This window comes from Pseudomonas alvandae, from assembly GCF_019141525.1.
Lineage (GTDB): Bacteria > Pseudomonadota > Gammaproteobacteria > Pseudomonadales > Pseudomonadaceae > Aquipseudomonas > Aquipseudomonas alvandae.
Genome location: NZ_CP077080.1, coordinates 3199169 through 3219262 on the forward strand (window position 1 = coordinate 3199169; position 20094 = coordinate 3219262).

At 63.9% G+C, this 20094-nt stretch carries 9 protein-coding genes; 7 read left to right on the top strand and 2 right to left on the bottom strand.

Annotated features, from left to right (window positions below; all coding sequences use genetic code 11):
- The first annotated feature begins 28 nt into the window (after positions 1-28).
- From KSS97_RS14295 to KSS97_RS14305, 3 genes are read left to right on the top strand one after another with little or no spacing between them, the layout of a single operon-like run.
- Positions 29-1750: a type I secretion system permease/ATPase gene (locus KSS97_RS14295; protein ID WP_217859382.1), complete on the top strand. Its 1722-nt coding sequence runs from the start codon at positions 29-31 to the stop codon at positions 1748-1750.
- On the top strand, positions 1743-3113 hold the full coding sequence (locus tag KSS97_RS14300; protein WP_198797362.1) for an HlyD family type I secretion periplasmic adaptor subunit: 1371 nt from the start codon (positions 1743-1745) through the stop codon (positions 3111-3113). The genes KSS97_RS14295 and KSS97_RS14300 overlap by 8 nt, the downstream gene beginning before the upstream one ends.
- A 2-nt stretch (positions 3114-3115) precedes the next feature.
- Positions 3116-4465: a TolC family outer membrane protein gene (locus tag KSS97_RS14305; protein WP_030138785.1), complete on the top strand. Its 1350-nt coding sequence runs from the start codon at positions 3116-3118 to the stop codon at positions 4463-4465.
- 962 nt (positions 4466-5427) lie between these two features.
- Here KSS97_RS14305 and KSS97_RS14310 read toward each other — a convergent pair.
- Positions 5428-11040 carry a putative Ig domain-containing protein gene (locus KSS97_RS14310; RefSeq protein ID WP_217859384.1) on the bottom strand — a complete coding sequence of 1871 codons (5613 nt, stop codon included), beginning with the start codon at positions 11038-11040 and terminating at the stop codon, positions 5428-5430.
- A 389-nt stretch (positions 11041-11429) separates the two neighbouring features.
- On the opposite strand from KSS97_RS14310, the gene KSS97_RS14315 reads away from it, so the two are divergent.
- From KSS97_RS14315 to hemN, 3 genes are all read left to right on the top strand, one after another.
- Positions 11430-11873: a CopD family copper resistance protein gene (locus KSS97_RS14315; protein WP_030138787.1), complete on the top strand. Its 444-nt coding sequence runs from the start codon at positions 11430-11432 to the stop codon at positions 11871-11873.
- An 85-nt stretch (positions 11874-11958) separates the two neighbouring features.
- Complete coding sequence (locus KSS97_RS14320; RefSeq protein WP_217859386.1) at positions 11959-13326, top strand: oxygen-independent coproporphyrinogen III oxidase; 1368 nt, start codon at positions 11959-11961, stop codon at positions 13324-13326.
- The gene (hemN, locus tag KSS97_RS14325) at positions 13323-14711 is read left to right on the top strand and encodes an oxygen-independent coproporphyrinogen III oxidase (protein WP_217859388.1); all 1389 of its coding nucleotides are present in this window, start codon (positions 13323-13325) and stop codon (positions 14709-14711) included. Before KSS97_RS14320 ends, hemN begins: the two co-directional genes overlap by 4 nt.
- Before the next feature lie 190 nt (positions 14712-14901).
- Here the strand turns inward: hemN and KSS97_RS14330 are convergent, their stop codons facing one another.
- Positions 14902-17538 (bottom strand): excinuclease ABC subunit UvrA, encoded by a 2637-nt coding sequence (locus KSS97_RS14330; protein WP_217859389.1) that lies wholly within the window; start codon positions 17536-17538, stop codon positions 14902-14904.
- A 398-nt stretch (positions 17539-17936) separates the two neighbouring features.
- On the opposite strand from KSS97_RS14330, the gene nosR reads away from it, so the two are divergent.
- Entirely contained in the window at positions 17937-20087 is a 2151-nt protein-coding gene (gene nosR / locus KSS97_RS14335) for a transcriptional regulator NosR (RefSeq protein ID WP_217861995.1), read from the top strand.
- The last annotated feature ends 7 nt before the right edge of the window (positions 20088-20094 follow it).

Below are 20094 nucleotides of genomic sequence, written 5' to 3' on the forward strand. Positions count from 1 at the left end.
GGTTATTTCTTTTGCGGGTTGACACTCTATGGGTTTGCTCCTTGATCCACGGCACGACATCGACGCCGCATTGTTGAGTTATCGCCGGGTGTTCTGGTCCCTGGCGTTGTTCAGTGGCGTGATCAATCTGTTGGTGCTGGTGCCGTCGCTCTACATGATGCAGGTCTACGACCGGGTCCTCACCAGTCGCAACGAAACCACGCTGTTCATGCTGACCTTGATCGCCCTCGGGCTGTTCATGTTCAGTGCGCTGATCGAGTGGGTGCGCGGCGAGGTGATGATCCGCATGAGCGCCGGGCTGGACGACGCCTTGGGCGAGCGGATCTTCGACGCGGCGTTTGCCCGCAGCCTGCGCGAGCACAACGCCAACCCGGCGCAAGTGCTCACCGACCTTGCTACCCTGCGACAGTTGATTACCGGCCAGGGCCTGATCGCCTTGCTCGACGCGCCGTGGTTGCCGATCTTCCTGCTGGTGGCGTTCATCTTCCATCCGTGGTTTGGCGTGCTGACCCTGGTGCTCGCGTTGACGCTGATCGGCCTGGCGCTGTGGGGCGAACTGGCGACCCGAGGACGCCTGGGGGAGGCCAACCGGCTGGGGGTGCAGTCATCGATCTACGTCAACAGCACGCTGCAGAACGCCGAAGTCATCCAGGCCCTGGGCATGCTCGGGCCGCTGCGCCAGCGTTGGAGCCTGCTGCAACAACGCATCATCGCGGCACAGGCCCATGCCAGCGACCGCGGTGCGCGCATCACCTCGGCGACGCGTTTCGTGCGGATTTCCGGGCAATCCCTGGCCTTGGGATTGGGCGCGCTCCTGGTGCTCGAAGGGCAGTTGTCGGCGGGGATGATGATCGCCATGTCGTTGCTGTTGGGGCGTGCCCTGGCGCCGGTGGAAATCGCCATCGGCTCGTGGAAGCAATTCAACAGCGGTCGCCAGAGCTACCAGCGCCTGAGCCAACTGTTGGCGCAACACCCCCGTGATCGCTTGCGCATGCCATTGCCGCCACCCACCGGCGCGCTGCGCCTGGAGCAAGTGTATGTGGGGCCGCCCGGGGCTTCGCAGCCGATTTTGCGGGGCATCAATTTCAGCCTGGGCAAGGGCGAAGTGCTCGCGGTGGTCGGCCCCAGTGCCAGCGGCAAGTCGACCTTGGCTCGCGCGTTGGTGGGCGTGTGGCCGGCCATCGGTGGATCGGTGCGCCTGGACGATGCCGAGATCAGCCAGTGGTCCCATGATGCGCTGGGGCCGTACCTCGGCTATCTGCCCCAGGACATCGAGCTGTTCGATGGCAGCGTCGCCGACAACATCGCCCGTTTCGGCGAGCAGGACGCCGACAAGATCATCGCCGCCAGCCGCCACGCGGGCATCCACGAAATGATCCTGCGCTTCCCCAAGGGTTACGACACGCCGCTGGGGCCTGGTGGACTTGGCCTGTCCGGCGGGCAGAAGCAACGCCTGGGCCTGGCCCGCGCGCTGTATGGCAGCCCGTCGCTGATCGTGCTCGACGAACCCAATTCCAATCTGGATGAAGCCGGCGAACTGGCGCTGGTGCAGGCCATCGGCGTGCTCAAGGCTGCCGGCAGTACCGTGGTGTTGATCACCCATCGGCCCAACGTGCTGGCAGTGGTCGATCACATCCTCGTGCTGAAGGACGGTACTCAACAAGCGTTCGGGCCGCGGGACCGGGTGCTCAAGGCGCTGATGCCGGGACCGAGGCCGGCGGCTGTGCGGGAGGCAAGCAAGGATGCGTGATTTGAAATCGGCCGCACCGGCCCACGGTGAGCATGGCCTGAGTGTGCTCAGCAGCAACACATTGCCCAGCGCCAGCACCGATGCGGGCGGGGCGGCGCGCTACGGCGTGGTGTTCCTCGCCCTGGCCCTTGGCGGCTTTTTGCTTTGGGCGTGCCTGGCACCGCTCGACCAGGGCGTGGTGGGCAGCGGCACCGTGGTGGTGGCGGGTGAACGCAAGGCCGTGCAGTCGCTGGTTGGTGGGGTCGTGGAAAAACTGCTGGTCAGTGACGGTGACCGCGTCAGCCAAGGGCAATTGTTGGTGCAGCTCAACACGGTGCAGGCGCAATCGCAGCTGGACGTGACCCTTGGCAAGCTGCTCAACGATCGCAGCATCGAGGCGCGGTTGATGGCCGAGCGTTTGGGCGCCGATGACATCCAGTGGCCGCAGCAATTGCTGGAGCGCGCTGACGAGCCCCGCGTCAAGGCGGCCATGGCCCTCCAGAGCCAGTTGTTCATGACCCGTCGCGCCGAGCTCGGCAGTCGCTTGCAGATCATCGAGCATGAAATCGGCGCCTTGCAGCAGCAGTTGCAGGGCTATGAAGGCGTCAAGCGCAACTACGATGCGCAGATGCGGTTCCAGCAGCAGGAACTCGTCGGCCTGCGTGACCTGGCCCGGGAGGGCTACGTGCCGCGCAACAAGCTCTTCGAGGCCGAGCGCAATGCGGCGCAACTGGCCGGGCAGATCGCCTCGGGTGTCGGTGATGTCGGCCGCACGCGCCAGGCCATCAATGAAAGTCGGCTCAAGGCCTTGCAGGCGCAGCAGGAGTTCCGGCGTGATGCTGAAACCCAGCTCAGCGAGGTGTCGGCCGAGGCCGCGGGGTATGCCGATCAGATCCGAGCCTTGCAGTTCGAAGTCGACAACGGCGCGATCCGCGCGCCCGTGGCGGGGCAGGTCATGGACTTGGCCATCCACACGGTGGGCGGTGTTGCCCAGGCCGGACAGACCTTGATGCAGGTAGTGCCACTGGACGCGCCGATGGCGATCACCGCGCGTTTCGAGCCGCTGATGGCCAACAAACTGCGCCCCGGTTTGCCGGTGCATGTGCATTTCACCGCGCTGCAACGGGTGGACACGCCGACCGTGACCGGCACGGTCACCACCGTGTCGGCGGATCAGTTGATCGACCAGCAGACGCACCAGCCGTACTTCTCCGCCAAGGTCGAGATTCCCGCCGAGACCGTTGTCTCGCTGCAGGACGCCGGGCTGCTGGTGCGTCCGGGGATGCTCGCCGACGTCACCGTGGTGACGGGTGAACGGACCTTGATGAATTACCTGATGAAACCGTTGCGCGAACGCTTGCTGGCTGCCTTCAAAGAGGAATGAGCATGACCGACCGTTGCCGTTACGGCGTCCGTGTGCTGTTGAGCTTGTGCACCAGTTGGGCGGTGATCGGCCCGGCCTGGGCGGCCGAGGGCGGGCTGAGCCTGACGGCCGCCTATGACGCTTCGCGCCTCAACGACCCGACCTTGCAAACCGCGACCCATGCCTTCGACGCGTCGCGCCAGGAAGAGGCGATTGGTCGGGGTGGGCTTTATCCGCAGGTGTCGTTGTCGTCGCGCTATGGGTATGGCGGGCGTACCGATGGCGGTGACGACCGCAGCTATGTCAACAGCAACGACTACCAGGCGAACAGCGTGACGTTGGCGGCGCAGCAACCGCTCTATGACAAGGGGCGCTGGGCGGCCTATCAAGAAGGCAAGGCGCGGGGCGCGCTGGGCAGCCAGCAGTTCGACGTGGCCGGCCAGGCCTTGTTCGATCGGGTCGCCAAGGGCTATTTCGATGTCGCCCGTGCCGAGAACGAACTCAAGCTGATCGCCCAGCAAAAAGCCGCGATCCGTGGCTTGGTCGTCCAGAGCAAAAAACTCTATGAGGGCGGCCAAGGGGCGATCACCGACATCGACGAAGCCCAGGCCCGGCTCGATCTGGTGGAGGCCCAGGAAACCGAAGCCCAGGCCCGTCGCGTGGCGGCGTTGCGGGCGCTGTCCGGGCGGGCGAGCGTGCCCATCGACGACATCCAGCCGATGCGCGAAGAGTTGCCCGCCGGCACGCCTATCCCGCCGGAGCAGGATTTGCCGTACTGGACGGCGATCGCCCGTGAAGCCAGCCCTGAATTGGCGGCGCGGTTGGCGGCCGTGAAAGTCGCCGAGGCCCAGGCCGACAGCCAGCGCGCCGGGCACTATCCGACGCTGTCGCTGACCACGCAGTTGACCCGACGGGAAACCCGCCAGTACCAGGAACTCGATCCGCGCCAGGACTCGTACTACGTTGGGGTGCAGCTGGACATTCCGCTGTATCGCGGCGGCGCGGTGCGCGCTTCGGTGGCCAAGGCCGAGGCGCAACTGGCCGGCGCCCAGTCCGACTACGACGTGCAGCGTCAGCAATTGGCCGAGTCCATCGAGACCGATTACCTGGGCGTGGTGGCGGGGTTCGCCAAGAGCAAGGCCATGCAACGGGCGGTGGAGTCCAACCAGCGGGCGCTGACCTCTACCGAAAAGGGTTTCCAGGGCGGCGTGCGTTCGACCGTCGACATCCTCGATGCCCAGCAACGACTCTTCCAGGCCCGCCGGGATTTGCTCAGCACCAAGCTGGACATGCTGCAAAGCTACGTGAGCCTGCACACCCACACGGGCCAGATGAACCGCGCGGTGCTGGAACAGGTGCAAAGTTTGTTCTGAAATCTTGGCCGATGGTGCAATGCCCTTGTGGCGAGGGGATTTAGCGAAGCGTCGCACCGCCCCGCTGGGCTGCGAAGCAGCCCCCAAACCAATCACTGCGGTGTGTCAGGTTAGTCCCGACTGGCCTTTTTGGGTCTGCTGCGCAGCCCAGCGGGGATAAATCCCCTCGCCACGGATTGCGGGCGGCTTGACCCACCGTGGCGGGGGAGCTGGCTCCCGCTGGGCTGCGAAAGCGGCCCCCAAGCCAATCACTGCGGTGTGTCAGGTTAGCCCCGGCAGGCCTTTTTGGTCTGCTGCGCAGCCCAGCGGGAGCAAGCTCCCTCGCCACGACAGCATCGGTGTATCAGTTACAAGTGGCAGAACAGGCTTTTTGTGGCGAGGGGATTTAGCGAAGCGTCGCACCGCCCCGCTGGGCTGCGAAGCGGCCCCCAAGCCAAGCACTGCGGTGTGTCAGGTTAGTCCCGACTGGCCTTTTTTGGGCCTGCTGCGCAGCCCAGCGGGAGCAAGCTCCCTCGCCACGACAGCATCGGTGTATCAGTTACAAGTGGCAGAACAGGCTTTTTGTGGCGAGGGGATTTAGCGAAGCGTCGCACCGCCCCGCTGGGCTGCGAAGCAGCCCCCAAACCAATCACTGCGGTGTGTCAGGTTAGTCCCGACTGGCCTTTTTGGGTCTGCTGCGCAGCCCAGCGGGAGCAAGCTCCCTCGCCACGACAGCATCGGTGTATCAGTTACAAGTGGCAGAACAGGCTTTTTGTGGCGAGGGGATTTATCCCCGCTGGGCTGCGAAGCAGACCCCAAACCAATCACTGCGGTGTTTCAGGTTAGTCCCGACTGGCCTTTTTGGGTCTGCTGCGCAGCCCAGCGGGGATAAATCCCCTCGCCACAGGGATTGCGGGCGGCTTGACCCACCGTGGCGAGGGAGCTTGCTCCCGCTGGCTGCGAAGCAGACCCAAAAAGCTCAATCAGGCAGTGAAGTCGCTGGCATGCAACTCCTTGACGCCCACCAGGGCGAGTTCGAACTCGGCGGTGGCGTCGGCGTTGGTACTGCCGTAGAGGATGCCGTCGACAAACCGCAACTGGCCGGTGGCGTTGGTGGTGTCGAAGGCGTTGCTGCCGATGAAAGTGAACGCATCGTGGGTGGCGGTCAGCGGGTTGGCGTCCAGGCCGGTGAGATCGAGTTTATCCAGCTCCGTGGTCTTGAACCCGTTGATCACGTCCCGCGCCGCGCCGACGCCCATGTCCGACAGCGCGCCAAACGCATAGGTGTCCGCGCCCGTGCCCCCCGTGAGGTTATCGGTGCCCGCGCCGCCAATCAGCCGGTCATCGCCCGAGCCGCCCACCAAGGTGTCGTTGCCCGCGCCTCCGTTGAGGATGTTCCCGGCGCTGTTACCCGACAGCGTGTCAGCGTAGGCACTGCCCGTCAGGTTCTCGATGAACTTCAAAGTGTCCAGCCCAGAACCCACGGTGTTCTGCTGCGCAGACGTCGACAGATTCACGGTCACCCCGGCCAGGGCCCGCTCGAACGACACCGTGTCGTTGCCATCGCGTCCGTCGAGGATGTTGTCGCCGGTACCGGCGAACAGCGTGTTGTCCAGTGCGTTACCGGTCCCGTTGGCGGCGCCGGCGCTGTCGATGTACAGGTTCTCGACGTTGTTGCCCAAGGTGTAGGCCGCCAGGCTGCTGTGGACGCTGTCCTTGCCGCCGGACACCGGATTGCTGCTGGTCTCGATCACCGTGTCGCTGGCGTTGTCGACGTAGTACGTGTCGTTACCGTCGCCGCCGCTCATGCTGTCGGCCCCCGCAGCGCCATCGAGCACGTTGTTGGCAACGTTGCCGGTGATGAAGTTGCGCCGCTCGTTGCCGGTGCCGTCGATGTCCGACACGCCGGTCAGCACCAGGTTTTCCAAGTTGGCGCCCAAGGTCCAACTCACCGACGCCTGCACCGTATCGATCTGCGAGGTCGAAGTGTTGGTTTCCACCACGCTGTCGAACGCGTTGTCGACGATGTAGATGTCGTTGCCATCGCCACCGGTCAAGGTGTCGGCGCCCAGGTCGCCGTCCAGCGTGTCGTTGCCGGCGCTACCCACCAGCGTATCGTCCTGGTCGGTACCGAAGATTTTCCCGCCCTCGTTCTGCGCGCCGTCGAAAATGTCCTGCACGCTATTGTTGTCGTTAGGGTTGCCTTGGAAACCGAGGTCATCGGCGATGTAGTCCGCCAGGCGCTGGCCGACGATTTCCGCCGACTCTTCGTGCAAGTGCCAGACGTCATCGGGATACACCAGCGGGTCGACTTCATAGCGCAAGGGCAGGTCGGTGTAGTCCACGGCCAACTCGACGTCGGCGCGCTCGGCGGCGATGGCTTCCTGGGTGGCGCGGACATAGCCGACACCGTCGACGATGGCGGCGATCTTGTCTTCAGAATAGCCACGGGCCCGTGCCGCGTCCTGCTCGTAGTGACCGGTCTCCATCATGTACACGGTGAAATTGCCGAACTGGGCGTGCAGGTAATCAAAAACCTTCAGCGTCGCCGCCTTATAGGCCGCCGCGGCCGCTGCCTTGTCCGTGGCCCGGGCGATTTCCTGGGCGGCTTCCTCGCCCTGGCCCCAGATGATGCCCATGGTCACGTTGTCGATGGCCTTCAGTTCGGTGAGTTGGTCGCGCAGCAACGTCACGGCCCGCAATAACGCTGGCCCGGGTTGGTTGGTGTCGGTCAGCCACCAGCACAACTTCAGCTCCTCGGCGCCCAAGGTCGACAAGCCGTTGACCGTGCTGCCACCCACCGCGATGTCGATCCCGTTGCCGTCGGCATCGGTGAACTGGCTGCGCACGTCATAGGTGGTGTACTTGTCCAGGTCGTTGACCAGCATCGAGGTGCCGGATTGATCGTCGTCTTCTGTCATGCGCAGCAGGCGTGCGTTGGATTGGCCGAGTGTCGGCAGATAGAGAATGTCCTGCTGGGCGCGTTCGCCGAAGACGAAATCACTGGCGGTGAGGGTGTTGAGGTAGTTGCCGTTCAGCGCGATCTCGAAGCGATTGCCATCGGCGTCGGCCTCGCTCGACTTGACGTAGGTCTTGTCGCCGGCGGCGTTCAGGGTCATGTAGAGCGTGCCGTTGCTGCCATCGCCGAGGCCGGTGAAGCCCAGCGCGGACACATCGATCTTGTCCACCCCGACGGTGAAATCGTAGATCGTGTCCGTGGCCGTGACGCCTCCGGTGTCGTAGTCGCGGTAGCTGTCGGACAGGTTGCTGTAGCGGAACGTGTCGGCACCGTCGCCGCCATACAACGAGTCGCGCCCGGCGCCGCCGTCGATGATGTCCGCGCCCGTGCCGGCCTTGATGGTGTCGCTGCCGCCCAGGCCGAGGATCAGGTCGGCGCCAGCCGTGCCGTTGAGGGTTTCGGCATTGGCGGTGCCGGTGATGGTGTTGGCGGGGGAGTCGGCCACGGTCAGGGCAAAGCTATCACTCACCGATGCGCCCGAAGGGTCGGTGGCCTTGACCAGCACGTCGTAGTTGCCGGCGGCGGTGTTGGTTGGGGTGCCGCTGAAGGTCAGGTTGGTGGCGTTGAATGTCAGCCACGAGGGCAGGGCGCTGCCGTTGGCGAGGGTCGCGGTGTAGGTCAGTACATCCTGGTTGGCGTCGCTGAAGCTGTTGCTCGCCACGGTGTATTTGAACGGCGTGCTTTCACTGGCGTTCTGGTCCAGCAGCGGGATGACCACCACCGGCGCCACGTTGGTCGGGGTGTTCTGGTCGGCGAAAACGAAGTGATTGGCCGTCAGGCTGCTGACGAAGTTGCCCGCCATCGAGATTTCGAAGCGGTTGCCGTTGGCATCGACCGTGAGGTCCTTGAGGTAGGTGCGGTTGGTCGACGAACTGTACGTGACCTGCAGGGTGCCGTTGAGTCCATTGCCCAGGCCCGTATAGCCAAGCGCGGCGACATCGATCTTGTCGGCGGCCACGTCGAAATCGAGGATCTGGTCGCTGGCGCTGGTGGAACCGGTGCGGTAGCTGTCGAGCTTGGAGGTGTAGCGGAACACGTCGGCGCCCGCGCCGCCGGTGAGTTTGTCGACGCCGGTGCCGCCCACCAGGATGTCGTTGCCGGCGGCGCCGTTGAGCGTGTCGTTGCCGGCGCCACCGAAGAGCTGCTCGTTGGCCGTGGTGCCGGTCAAGGTGTCGTTGTTCGGCGTGCCGTTGATGATCACTGAAGTGGGTACGTCCTGCACGGCCAGGGTAAAGCTGTCGCTGACCGTCGCGTTGCTGCCATCGGTCGCGGTGACCTGGATCGAGTAGGTGCCCGACGCGGTGTCCGGTGGGGTGCCGCTGAACGTGCGCGTGGCGGCATTGAACGTCAGCCAGCTGGGCAGGGCGCTGCCATCGGCCAGCTTGGCGGTGTAGCTGAGGCTGTCGTTATCCGGGTCGGTGAAGGCGGTGGCCGGCACCACGTAGCTGAAGGGGGTCTTCTCGGTAGCGTTCTGGTCCAGCAGCGGCGTTGCCACCACCGGGGCCTGGTTGACCGGCGAGGACGTGGCGAAGACGAAGTTGGCGTTGGTCAGTTTGTCGAGGTAGTTGCCGTCTAGCGCCACCTCGAATCGGTTGCCATTGGCATCCGCCTCCAGCGACTTGATGTAGGTCTTGGTGCCGGCGCTGTTGAGCACCAGGTAGACGGTGTTGTTCTTGCCGTCGCCCAGGCCGGTGAAGCCCATGGCGGAAAGGTCGATCTTGTCGGCGGCGATGTCGAAGTCGGTGATCAGGTCACCGAGGTTGGCGCCGCCGGTGTTGTAGTTGCGGTAGCTGTCCAGGCGGTTGGAGAACACGAAGGTATCGGCCCCGGCGCCGCCCGTGAGGGTGTCCATGCCGGCGCCGCCGTCGAGCTTGTCGTCGCCCGCGCCACCGCTGAGGCTGTCATTGCCCGCCAGGCCGAGCAGGGTGTCGGCCGCGTCGCTGCCCAGCAACGAATCGCTGCCGGCGGTGCCGGTGATGACCCGGTTGAAGATGAAGTTGCTGGCCGTCAGGGTGCTTGCCAGGTTGCCCGACAGAATCAGCTCGAAGCGATTGCCGCTGGCATCGGCGTCGAAGTCCTTGATGTAGGTGCGATCGTTGCTGGCGCTGTAGCTTATTTGCAGGGTGCCGCCACGGCCATTGCCCAGGCCGGTGAAGCCGAGGCCGGCGAGGTCGATCTTGTCCTGCGTCACGTCGAAGTCGGTGATGGTATCGTCGAAACTGGTCGTGGCGTTGCGATAACTGTCGGACTGGTTGGCGAAGCGGAACGTATCGGCACCAGTTCCGCCGGTCAGTTTGTCGACCCCCGCGCCGCCCACCAGGACATCGGCCCCGGCTGCGGCATTGATGGTGTCGTTGCCGGCCGCGCCGTAGAAGATTTCGCTGGCGCTGGTGCCGGTGAGAATGTCGTTGCCCGCCGTGCCTTGCACGGTGGTCATCGGCACCGTGGCGCTGACGTAGCTGCCGTCACCGTAGACCAGCGTGGCGCCCTTGCTGGTGTGGCTAATGGTATTGGCGATGATGGCGTTGCGGTCGGTGCCGTCTTCGTTGCGCTCGGCGACGCCGTAGGTGGACAGGTTGCTGCCGCTGATCACGTTGCCCTGGATCAGGTTATCGCTGCCGTTGAAGTACTTGCCGGACACGCCGAGGGTGTCGTCGTAGGACTGGATGATGATCTCCGGCACCGCGCTGCCCAGGGCGTTGTTGTTGAGCGTGTTGTCGATGATGTCGACGTGGTTGCTGCCGTAGATGCGGATGCCGGCGCTGGTGTTGTCGTGGATGTCGACGCCGGTGACGGTCACTTCACTGGACAGCTTGATCAGCACGCCTTCGGCGCCGTTGCCGTACACCTCGCCACCGGTGATGGTGATGTTGCTGGGCGAGGGGATGTCCTCGCTGCCGCGCTGCACCACGATGCCGTTGCCACCGTTGCCGTAGGCAACGTTATTGGTCAGGGTGAAATCGTGGGTGCTGGTGACGACGTTGAAACCGTGGCGGTCGTTGTCGTAGGCGACGTTGTTTTCGAAGGTGCTGTCGCTGAGGAAGTCGGCGACGAAGCCATCGAGGCCGTTGCCGTGGGAGACGCTGTTCTTGATGACCATGTTGACGGTCTGCTCGTGGGGGTCGAAACCGTACCCGGAGCAATCCTTGATCTCGACGCTGTCGAGGGTGACGTTGGAGTCGTAGCCTTCTTCACCGGGGATGTAGCCGTTGAACCAGCCATCCACCTTGCCGGTGGTGGCGTCGCGGTTGCCGTCGATGGTGAGGTTGCTGACACCGAAATCGTGGGTTTCCTCGCCATAGGCCGAACGGATGATGCCGGTGATCTTGGTGTCGGAACCATCGGCCAGCTTGACCGTGGTGTCGCCCATGCCGTCGCCGTACAGGTAGACGTTGCTCTTGAGCATCAAGCAGCCATCGGACGGTTCCTCGCCCCCCGAAACGATGTAGGTGCCGGTGGGCATGTAGACCTGCCCACCGCCCGCGGCTGCCGCCGCGTCGATCGCACTTTGAATGGCCGCCGTGTCGTCAGTAACGCCATCTCCTTTGGCGCCAAAATCTTGTACGTTGAAAATCATGGACTTATCTCCGTATCAGGCTAAAAACCTCGTTGGATGCCAATATTCCATCGGCGACCACGGTGTTATGACCCAACGGAGTGAAAAAGTTGTGACCGCGCATCGGGGAAGTGTCAAAAAACTGATAAACGGTTAAGCGGAATTTCAGATGTGTAACATTTCCTTGACGCTTTTTCGGACTAAACATCGAACCCTGTGGGAGCGGGCTTGCTCGCGAAGACGGTATGTCAGCCACATCGATGTCGCTTGAACTGCCGCTTTCGCGAGCAAGCCCGCTCCCACACGAGGTACTCCGGTGGCGTGGCCTTTCCTTGATTGGCATCAACCCCACCACAACGCCTGCGCGATACCCTCGAATCAACCATTCGCCCCGCCGAAAAAGGGCTGCCATGACTTATCCGCTGTTTCTCACCCTGCACCTGTTCGCCGCGCTGATCTTCATCGGCACGGTGTTTTTCGAGGTGTTGTTCCTGGAAAACATCCGCAAGCAGTTGCCCAACAAAGTGATGGTGCTGCTGGAGCAGGGCATCAGCCGGCGTGCCCGGCAGTTGATGCCGTGGGTGTTGCTGGTGTTGTTTGGCGCGGGCATCGCCATGGTCTGGCTGCGTTATCGGCCGGTGCTGGCGGCGCCGCTGCAATCGTCGTTCGGTGTGTTGCTGGGGCTCAAGATCCTGCTCGCAGCCAGCGTATTGGGGCATTTTCTCTGGGCCATGTGGTTGTTTCGAAGCGGTCGCATGAATGCGCGCTACGTCCAGTTCATTCATACCAGCGTGTTCCTGCACATGGTCGCGATCGTGCTGCTGGCCAAGGGCATGTTCTACCTGAGCTGGTAGTCGCTGCGGGACGCTTGATACAGGTCAAGGCGCCCACACGGGATAAGCCCGACACTGTTGCCGTGCGAGCCACTCGGAGATTGTCATGTTCGACCTGTTCCATTCCCCCGGTGACCGTCCCTTGGGGCGACCCCCTGCGGTGGCGGACTTCGATTGTCCGGTCGGTACACGCAAGTTCCACGGCGGCATCGGCTCGCTCGACTTGCTCAGGGGCTTGCGCGCCAGCCGGCAGAAACGCCGTCCGCTGTCGCTGACGGTGCACCTGCCATCGCGCTTGCGGCTGGCCTCCTGCTCACCCCTGGCCAGCGTGTGCCAGTGCGGCGAAATCGACGGCTACCTGCAACGCCTGACCTACGAACTGGGCCTGGTCGCCTGCCACCTCGGCAGCGGGCGACGGGTCGAGCAGTTTTGCCTGACCGGCGGAACCCCGGTGATTACCCATCTGCAACGGTTGATGAGCGACCTGCGCAAACGCTTCGATTTCTGCGAAAGCGGCGACCACAGCATCGAGGTCGACCTGCACCATACCGACTGGTCGACCATGGGCCTGATCCGCGACCAAGGCTTCACCCATGTCAGCATCGGCGTGCCCGACATCGGTGTCGACAGCGAGCTGTCGGTCGATTGCTACCAGAACCCGGCGCCGATCCATTCGCTGATCGATGCGGCGCGGACCTTTGGTTTTCGCTCCATCAACATTGACCTAGGCTACGGCCACGCTTGGCAGACGCCCCGGAGTTTCGCCCAGAAACTGGCGACCTTGATCGAGCTGGAGCCGGATCGCCTGCACGTTTTCGATTATGCCCGCGCGCCTTATCGCTATCGTTCGAAGAACGCCGGAGGCGCCGGGGCCTTTTGCAGCGAGGCCGACAAAGACGCCATGCGTCGCGCTTGCTGCGAACAGCTGGTCGCGGCGGGTTATCACTACATCGGCCTGGGTCAGTTTGTCCGGGCTGACGACGACCTGGCCGTGGCCCAGGAGCACGGCCGACTGCATCGCAACTGCCAGGGATTTACCCGGCATGGTTGCTGTGACCACGTCGGCCTCGGCTTGGCGGCCATCACCCAGATCGAACAGCTTTATGTGCAGAACACCGATGACCTGCTGCGGTACTGCCAGCAGCTCGACGCCGGGCAGTTGCCGGTGTGTCGTGGCTGGCGTTGCGAAGCGCAGGACCAGATCCGGGCGACCGTCACCGAACAGTTGTCCTGCGACCTGGAGCTGGATATTCCCGCCGTCGAGTCGCGTTTCGGCCTGGTGTTTCGCGAACATTTCGCGGCCATCTGGCCACAGTTGGAGCAGTTGCACGCTCAGGGATTGATCGAGCTGTCGAGCCGTTTCATCGGCATCCTGCCCGCCGGGCGCCTGAGCGTGGACGCGATCTGCAACCTGTTCGACCCCGCACCGGATAACGCAGGCCAAAACTCTTTTGAGAAGTTGAACCCTTCATGAACGCTGCCTCCGCTTTCAATCGCGCCCTGGTCGAAAAATACGATCGCCCAGGGCCGCGCTACACGTCGTATCCCACCGCGCCGCAGTTTCACCCGGCGTTCGCCATGGACGAATATCGCCAGGCCGCCCAGCGCAGCAACCAGGCCCCGGTGCCCAAGCCGCTGTCGGTGTACATCCACATCCCGTTCTGCCAGAGCCTTTGTTATTACTGCGCCTGCAACAAGATCATCACCCGCAAGACCCACCGCGCCGCCGAGTACCTGACCTACCTCAAGCGCGAAATTGCCTTGCAGGCCAGCTTGTTCGACCGCTCGCGCAAGTTGACCCAACTGCACCTGGGCGGCGGCACACCCACCTACCTGACCCATGAGCAACTTGCCGAGCTGATGGACTGGCTGCACCAGTCATTCGACATGGACGACAGCGACGCCCACGAGTTTTCCATCGAGGTGGACCCGCGCACGATCGATGCCGAGCAAATCCAGGGTCTGCGCCGGCTCGGGTTCAATCGCCTGAGTTTCGGCATCCAGGATTTCGACGCGCAGGTGCAAGCCGCCGTCAATCGCATACAAAGCGAAGCGCAAGTCGCCGAACTGGTGGCGGCCGCGCGGCGGGCACGGTTCAAGTCGGTCAGCGTCGATCTGATCTATGGCCTGCCGTTGCAGACCATCGCCAGTTTCGACGTCACCCTGGACAAGATCATCGCCCTGCGTCCCGACCGGATCGCGGCGTACAGCTACGCGCACCTGCCGCAGCGGGTGAGGGCGCAACGGATGATCCGCCCCGAGGACATGCCGCCACCGGAGCGCAAGCTGGAGTTGTTGGAACTGACCATCAATCGCCTGACCGAGGCCGGCTACGTGTACATCGGCATGGACCACTTCGCGCTGCCGGACGACGAACTGGTGCGCGCCCGTGCCGAGGGTACGTTGCAACGTAATTTCCAGGGCTATTCCACCCACGCCGATTGCGATTTGATCGGCCTGGGCGTGTCCTCGATCGGCAAGGTCGGTGACAGCTACAACCAGAACGTCAAGGAGCTTTCCCAGTATTACGCGCGCCTGGACCAGGGCTTGTTGCCGGTCCAGCGCGGTTACTGCCTGAGCGATGATGACCGCTTGCGCCGCGAAGTGATCAGCGAGCTGATGTGCCACGGCCAGATCGATTTCGGCCGGATCGAGGCCGCCCACGGCATTCGTTTTGCCGATTACTTCGGCGAGGCGCTGGATAAGCTTCAGGAACTGGTGGGTGATGGGCTGCTGGACATTCGTGCCGACTCGCTGGTGTTGCTGCCCCAAGGGCAACTGATGATGCGTAACGTGGCGATGGCCTTCGACGCGTACCTGGCGGGGGGACAGACGGTGCAGTATTCGCGTACGGTTTGATGCCTTGGCTGCAAGTGTGGTGGGACTGCTCTTGTGGCGAGGGGATTTATCCCCGCTGGGCTGCGAAGCAGTCCCAAAGCAGCGAGCACTACCTAACAGACATACCGAGGTGTCAGGTTTTAGGGCTGCTTCGCAACCCAGCGGGGATAAATCCCCTCGCCACAGGGGTTCTGTTTTCCGTTCGAACGGTTCAGCGCAGGGCGTTTTTCAGAAACGGTGCCGTACGGCTCTCCTCGCAAGCCGCCACCCCCTGCGGCACACCGCTCACCACGACCTTCCCACCCTGCGTCCCAGCCCCCGGGCCGATGTCGATGACCCAGTCGCTCTGCGCCACCACCCGCATGTCATGTTCCACCACCACCACGGTGTGGCCTTCGTCCACCAGGCGATTCAGTTGCACCAGCAAACGATCGACGTCCTGGGGATGCAGGCCGTTGGTGGGCTCGTCCAGCACGTACAGCGTCGCGCCCCGGGCCTTGCGTTGCAGTTCCGTCGCCAGCTTGATCCGCTGGGCCTCGCCGCCGGACAGTTCGGTGGCCGGTTGGCCGAGGCGCAGGTAGCCCAGGCCGATGTCCTGCAGCACCTGTAGCGAACGCCGGGCTGCCGCTTGTTCGGCGAAGACTTCCAGGGCCTGGTTCACCGTCAGTTGCAGCACCTGGGCGATGTCCAGGCCTTCCCAACGCACTTCCAGGGTCTGCGGGTTGTAGCGGGCGCCGTGGCAGGTTGGGCAGGGTGCGTACACGCTGGGCATGAACAACAATTCCACGCTGACGAAGCCTTCGCCTTCGCAGGTTTCGCAACGGCCCTTGGCGACGTTGAAGGAAAATCGCCCGGCGTCGTATCCCAAGGCCTGGGCCTGTTCGGTTGCGGCGAAGAGCTTGCGCACGTGGTCGAACAGTCCGGTGTAGGTGGCGAGGTTGGAGCGCGGCGTGCGGCCGATGGGTTTTTGGTCGACCTGGACCAGGCGTTTTATCCGTTCGAGCCCGGCGGTGACTTGGCCACCGCTGGCCTGCACCGGTTCGTCTTCCAGGCTTTGTTCTTCGGCCTCGACGGTGGCGCTGGGCTGGCCCAGGTGCGCGCCAACCAGATCCAGCAAGGCCTGGCTGACCAGGCTCGATTTGCCCGAGCCGGAAATGCCGGTCACCGCCGTGAAGCAACCCAGGGGAAACGCCGCGCTCAGGTTATCGAGGTTGTTGCGGGTGATGCCTTCCAGGCGCAGCCAATCCTTGGTTTTGCGTGGGGTTCGCGCGGTGACGTGTTCTTCGGCGAACAGGTAGGCGCGGGTCTTGGACTCGGCCACTTGCCCCAGGCCTTCGGGCGGACCGCTGTAGAGAATCTTGCCACCTTGCTCGCCCGCGTCGGGGCCGACATCGATGAGCCAGTCGGCGCGGCGCATGGTGTCCAGGTCGTGCTCGACCACGAACACCGAATTGCCCGCCGCCTTCAGGCGTTGCAGGGCGCCGAAGAGGGCTTCGCTGTCGGCCGGGTGCAAACCGGCGGAGGGTTCGTCCAGCACGTAGATCACGCCGAACAGCTGGGAATTGAGCTGGGTCGCCAGGCGCAGGCGTTGCAGTTCGCCGGAGGACAGTGTCGGCGTGCTGCGCTCCAGGGCCAGGTAGCCGAGGCCGAGGTCGATCAGCGTGACGATGCGTTCGAGCAGTTCGGCGGCAATGCGCTGGGCGGCCAGGCGTTTTTCCAGGGACAGGTTGGGCGTGTGGCGCGCGTCAGGCCCGCCGGCGTGCGGGTTGTCGCCCCTGGCTGCGCGTTGCTCGCGGGCTTCGCGGGTCTGGCGGTGGGTGAGCACATCGCCCGGCTCTTCGGGTTGCTCCAGATAGTCGGGCGCAGCGACGGCCTTGAGCACTTCGGCCAATTCCAGCAACGACAGGTTGGACAACTGGGCGATGTCCAGCCCGGCGAAGGTAACGGTCAGCGCCTCGCGCTTGAGGCGCTTGCCGTCGCAGGCGGGGCAGGGGCTGGCGCGCATGTATTGGGCCACGCGCTTGCGCATCTGCGCGCTTTGCGAATGCATGAAAGTGTGCAGCAGGTAGCGCCGGGCGCCGCTGAAGGTGCCTTGGTAGCTGGGTTCGAGCTTGCGCTTGAGGGCTTCGCGGGTCTGGGCCGGGGTGAGCCCGGCGTACACCGGGACAGTGGGCGTCTCTTCGGTGAAGAGGATCCAGTCGCGTTGTTTCTTCGGTAGGTCGCGCCAGGGAATGTCGACGTCATAGCCAAGGGTCACCAGGATGTCCCGCAGGTTCTGGCCTTGCCACGCCATGGGCCAGGCGGCCACGGCGCGTTCGCGGATGGTCAGCGAAGGGTCGGGCACCATCGTGGCTTCGGTCACTTCGTGGACTCGGCCCAAACCGTGGCACGCCGGGCAGGCGCCCTGGGGCGTGTTGGGCGAGAAGTCCTCGGCATAGAGCATCGGCTGGTCCGCCGGGTAACTGCCGGCGCGGGAGTAGAGCATGCGGATCAGGCTCGACAACGTGGTGACGCTGCCCACCGAGGACCGCGCGCTCGGCGTGCCGCGTTGCTGCTGCAAGGCGACCGCGGGTGGCAGGCCTTCGATGCTGTCCACGTCGGGCACGCCCACCTGGTCGATCAGCCGCCGCGCGTAAGGCGCGACCGACTCGAAGTAGCGACGCTGGGCTTCGGCGTAGAGGGTGGAGAAAGCCAGCGAGGATTTGCCGGAGCCCGACACGCCGGTGAACACCACCAGGGCATCGCGAGGGATGTCGACATCGACGTTCTTGAGATTGTGTTCGCGGGCGCCACGCACCCGGACGAAACCGGTGCCAGCGGCGGAAGCAGGGGGGAAGCGTGGAGGCATCGGGTATTCCTTGTGAGGGTCGGTGCGTTACGCGCGGTGAGGAGCGGACTGCAGCACAGCGCTGACCATTATGCGACCGGGTTCGAGCGTTTGCGTGCGAAAAGAATTTACTCCAGCGCGGACGATAGCGAAGCGCTGCAGAGGCCGCTGATGCCTATCCTACCGTTCGCGCTGAACGGCTTCCTCGCCACAGGTGTTTCGATCGGTTTGGGACACAGGGCCGACGCAAATCCCGTGGCGAGGGAGCTTGCTCCCTCGCCACGGGATTGGGGTGGCTGGAAAAACGGGTTATCAACGCCAAGTTGATTTCAATCAAGGGCCGAGGGCAGGGGCGAGCCGCAGAATGGTCGCCAAGATCCTGTCTCCAAGCCCTGGCGCTCATGACCCGTCCCTTAGCGATGCTGCACCCATCCCGTTCCTGGCTTTCCGGGCTGTTCCTTCTACTGCTGATACTTGCCGGCATTGCCCAGGCCAAGGACTACGGTGAAATCGAGCAACAACGCATCCATCACGTCCTGAGCCAGGTCGATTCGACTTCCGAACCCGAAGGCCCTTTCAAGGTTCGCAAGCTCTCCGCCGCCGGCAAGGTCGTAGGCTACGTGTTCCAAAGCCTGGATGTGGTGAACATCCCGGCCTATTCAGGCAAGCCGATCAACGTCCAGGTGATCCTCGATCCCGCCGGTGTGATCCTCGACGCCTACGTGCTGGAACACCACGAGCCGATCCTGCTGATCGGCATCGCCGAAGAAAAACTCCACGCCTTCAGCGCACGCTACAGCGGCATCAAGGTCAACCAGCGGGTGGTGGTCGGACATTCCAGCGACCCGAATGCGGTGACGGTCGATGCGATCGCCGGCGCCACCGTGACGGCCATGGTGGTCAACGAAGTCATCATGCGCGCCGCCCACGACGTCGCCGTGTCCCTGGGCCTGGTCAAGGGCGATGCCGGATTGGCCGTAGCGCCGGCCCGCGTGCGGGACGATTTCTACCAGCCCGCCGATTGGACCACCCTGGTGGGCAACGGCGCGGTGCGGCGCCTGCACCTGACCCGTGGCCAGGTCGACGCCTCGTTCAAAGGCACCGAAGCCGAACACGTCGAAACCGCCAGTGGCGAGCAGGTGAACGACACCTTCATCGACCTCTACGTCACCCACCTCAACCCACCCACCATCGGCCGCAATCTGCTGGGCGAGACGCAGTACCGCACGCTGATGGCCGAGCTCAAGCCAGGCGAGCAGGCGATCGCGGTGATGGGCAGCGGCCGCTATTCGTTCAAGGGCTCGGGCTACGTGCGCGGGGGGATTTTCGACCGGGTGCAACTGCGCCAGTCAGGCGACACCATCAGTTTCCGCGACCTGGATTTCCAACGCCTGGATGACGTCGCTGCCGCCGACATGCCGGATTTCGACGAGATGGCGATCTTCATCATTCGCGCCGCCCACCGTTTCGACCCCGGCGCGCCGTGGAGCCTGGACCTGCTGGTGCGGCGCCAGACCGGACCGGTCAGCGGTACCTTCAGCAGTTTCGAACTCGGCTACCAACTGCCCGAGCCTTATCTGGAGCGGCCATTGCCGACGGCCGAGCAACTGGCGGCGGCCGAAGAGGCCAGCCGACCGATGTGGCTGACCCTCTGGTACCAGAAAAGCGTCGAGATCAGCGTGCTCGGCGCCGCGTTGCTGGTGCTGACGGCGATCCTGTTTTTCCAGGACTCCCTGGCCCGGCGGCCCAAACTGCTGCATTGGGTGCGTCGCGGTTACCTGGTGTTCACCGTGGTGTTCCTCGGCGGCGTCGCGCTGGCGCAGTTGTCGGTGGTCAACGTACTGACCTTCGTCCACGCGCTGTTCGAAGGTTTCCGCTGGGAACTGTTCCTCACCGATCCGCTGATCTTCATCCTCTGGGTGTTCACCGCCGCCAGCATCCTGCTCTGGGGACGCGGGGTGTTCTGCGGCTGGCTGTGCCCCTTCGGCGCGTTGCAGGAACTGATCAACGAGCTGGCGCGCAAGCTCAAGGTGCCGCAATACGAGCTGCCGTTCGCCGTTCATGAGCGCCTGTGGGCAATCAAGTACATCATTTTGCTGGTGCTGTTCGGCGTCTCGCTGGAGTCGATGGCCACCGCCGAGCGACTGGCCGAAGTGGAGCCGTTCAAGACCGCCATTACCCTCAAGTTCAATCGCCAGTGGTGGTTCGTCGCCTACGCGGCGGGGCTGCTGCTGATCAACCTGTTTACCCGCAAAGTCTATTGCCGCTACATCTGCCCACTCGGCGCCGCGCTGGCGATGCCTACCCGCTTGCGCCTGTTCGACTGGCTCAAGCGCCGCAAGGAGTGCGGTAACCCGTGCCAACTGTGCGCCAAGGAATGCGAGATCCAGGCGATCCACCCCGACGGCCGGATCAACGCCAACGAATGCCATTACTGCCTCGACTGCCAGATGACCTGGCACAACGAAAACAAATGCCCGCCCTTGATCAACAAACGCAAGAAACGTGGCAAGGCAAACCCGGCCGACCCGCAACGAATCCCGGTGGTGCAGGTGGAGCCGACGCCTTGAACGGCGC

Bases quoted from the DNA above. Each gene is read 5' to 3' on its own strand.
- KSS97_RS14320 (WP_217859386.1), top strand. From the start codon at position 11,959: ATGTTCGACCTGTTCCATTCCCCCGGTGACCGTCCCTTGGGGCGACCC.
- KSS97_RS14295 (WP_217859382.1), top strand. From the start codon at position 29: ATGGGTTTGCTCCTTGATCCACGGCACGACATCGACGCCGCATTGTTG.
- nosR (WP_217861995.1), top strand. From the start codon at position 17,937: ATGCTGCACCCATCCCGTTCCTGGCTTTCCGGGCTGTTCCTTCTACTG.
- KSS97_RS14300 (WP_198797362.1), top strand. From the start codon at position 1,743: ATGCGTGATTTGAAATCGGCCGCACCGGCCCACGGTGAGCATGGCCTG.
- hemN (WP_217859388.1), top strand. From the start codon at position 13,323: ATGAACGCTGCCTCCGCTTTCAATCGCGCCCTGGTCGAAAAATACGAT.
- KSS97_RS14310 (WP_217859384.1), bottom strand. From the start codon at position 11,040: ATGATTTTCAACGTACAAGATTTTGGCGCCAAAGGAGATGGCGTTACT.
- KSS97_RS14315 (WP_030138787.1), top strand. From the start codon at position 11,430: ATGACTTATCCGCTGTTTCTCACCCTGCACCTGTTCGCCGCGCTGATC.
- KSS97_RS14305 (WP_030138785.1), top strand. From the start codon at position 3,116: ATGACCGACCGTTGCCGTTACGGCGTCCGTGTGCTGTTGAGCTTGTGC.
- KSS97_RS14330 (WP_217859389.1), bottom strand. From the start codon at position 17,538: ATGCCTCCACGCTTCCCCCCTGCTTCCGCCGCTGGCACCGGTTTCGTC.